Annotated in this window: 3 protein-coding genes; all 3 read right to left on the bottom strand. The window is 30.5% G+C overall.

Annotation, left to right across the window (positions count from 1 at the left end):
• Window positions 1-256: 256 nt before the first annotated feature.
• Window positions 257-1,309 (bottom strand): tyrosine-type recombinase/integrase, encoded by a 1,053-nt coding sequence (locus ACZYT4_RS13980; RefSeq protein ID WP_463786959.1) that lies wholly within the window; start codon window positions 1,307-1,309, stop codon window positions 257-259.
• 76 nt (window positions 1,310-1,385) lie between these two features.
• Window positions 1,386-1,601: a hypothetical protein gene (locus tag ACZYT4_RS13975; RefSeq protein ID WP_463786958.1), complete on the bottom strand. Its 216-nt coding sequence runs from the start codon at window positions 1,599-1,601 to the stop codon at window positions 1,386-1,388.
• A gap of 20 nt (window positions 1,602-1,621) precedes the next feature.
• Window positions 1,622-1,998, bottom strand: a 377-nt coding sequence (locus ACZYT4_RS13970) for a type II toxin-antitoxin system PemK/MazF family toxin (RefSeq protein WP_463786954.1), incomplete at its 5' end; no start/stop codon positions are given.

Raw genomic sequence — 1,998 nt, 5'->3', positions numbered from 1 at the left:
GGATTTTCTAATAAAATCAGCTGAGATTTTGTGAGATTTCGACAGATTTTTTTGGTTGCACACACGTTGCACACAGGTTGCACACACTGTTGCACACAAATTACACACACGTTGCACAGCTGTAACCCATTGATATATATACGTTTTCACAAGTCTGTTGGTGCGTTTTGGAAGCGTTCTTTTGAAACACCTTACGAATCTATTGCACACAGGTTGCACACAAATCAATAAATTCATGTAATAAAAAAGCCAAAATCTAATATTTGACTTTGACTATTTCCTTCTTTAAATCTTCAATATTTCTATGTGTATAAACCGCTTCAGTTACATCCCTAATTTCATGTCCTACAATCTTTTTAAGAATATATTCATTGACTTTACAATATTTTGCTTGCGTAATGAAAGTATGTCTTGTTTCATGAGGTGTATGATTCATATTAACTGCTGACATCACTTTTCTAAATCTTCCTCTATATTTATCATAAGTAAGAGGAGATATTTCTCGTGTAAAGATGTTATAATCTGAAAATAGATATTCATTTTCTTCATCATATCGTTTTCTTATAAGTGACTCGATTTGAGGATGAATAGGAACTATCCTATTTCTTCCTGCACTCGTTTTTGTACCTCCTATAATATACCCCTCATTAAGATGGACATTCTTTGTTTTTATCATTGTCAATTCAAAAGGTCTAAACCCCGAATAAATACCTATAAGGACCATATCAACAAAAGGAACTTTATTAACAAATTCCCATAGCTTATGAACCTCTTCAACTGTAAATGGTACTTTTATATTCTTCTTGTTAACCTTGACTGAATTACACAACTCTGCATAATTTTTATCAATAATGTCATATTTGATGGCATATCTATACATCAAATTATACATTGATTTCATTCTAGATTTTGTTGCATTTCCAACCTCTGCATTTTCTATGACTCCTTCTAGATGATTAGGTCGAATATCTTTGAATCTCATATTGTGTAAAGGTTTAGAATGATTGAAAGCTGCTTTATATGTTCGAATGGATGATTTGTTAGATAATGTTTTAAAATGATCTTCACTCCATCTCATATACAATTCCTGAAAAGTCATTGTTTCTGCTTTTATATCATATGGATTTTCATGATAATTTGTTAATGCTTCTAATGCTTCTTTTTTAGTAGAATAATATCCTAAAGTTGTTCTTTTTAATTTTACATTACCATTTTCAAGACTATATCCTTGAGAAATAACAACTCTATAAGAGTTTCTGCGAGTCCCTTTTAATCTATAAACACTTCCGTAACCATTTGGTAATTTCATTTCAATCTCCCCTTCCAAACAAATGATAAACGAAAGTTGCATAAAAGAGAAATGTGCGATTTTTTTATTTGCATCATTATTTTTTATAAATATATCCAGTATATTCATATAATTTTTTCGGCGAAACATAATATGAATACTCATTAGATCCTTCTTTTTTATATGCTACTCCTATAGGCAACCAATTTTCTTGGATGCCAACTCTAACAAATTGCTTATCCTTCTTCATTATCCTTGCGACTTCTGAAATAGGTACATTTGCACCTGAAAAAACAAACATATTACTTTCCACTTGTATTCACTCCATTTCCATTACTTATATATACCTAAACTTATTAACATACATTTATCTACTAAATTCAGTTCTCTACCATTCAACTTCCCTAGTTTTCGGATCAATCTAGCTTTATCAATAGTTCTTATTTGTTCCAATAATACAACTGAATCTTTTGTTAAAGCATCTCTTGACCTAATAAAAAAATGTGTTGGCAATTTGGATTTATGTTTATCATTAGACGTAATAGTTGCAATAATAGTTGTATGACTATAATAATTGCCCATATCATTTTGAATAATCAAAACTGGTCTTATCCCACTTTGCTCACTACCTATTGAAGGATTAAGATTTGCAAGATAAATCTCTCCTCTTTCAATATTATGAATCACCCTCATCACTCCCTTTCCTATAT

Source organism: Massilimicrobiota sp. mt181 (genome assembly GCF_055420065.1).
This window is presented reverse-complemented; position numbering and strand designations above follow the sequence as displayed.

What these genes read in the sequence shown, in the direction of transcription:
- ACZYT4_RS13980 (WP_463786959.1), bottom strand. Translation starts at nt 1,309, where the DNA reads ATGAAATTACCAAATGGTTACGGAAGTGTTTATAGATTAAAAGGGACT.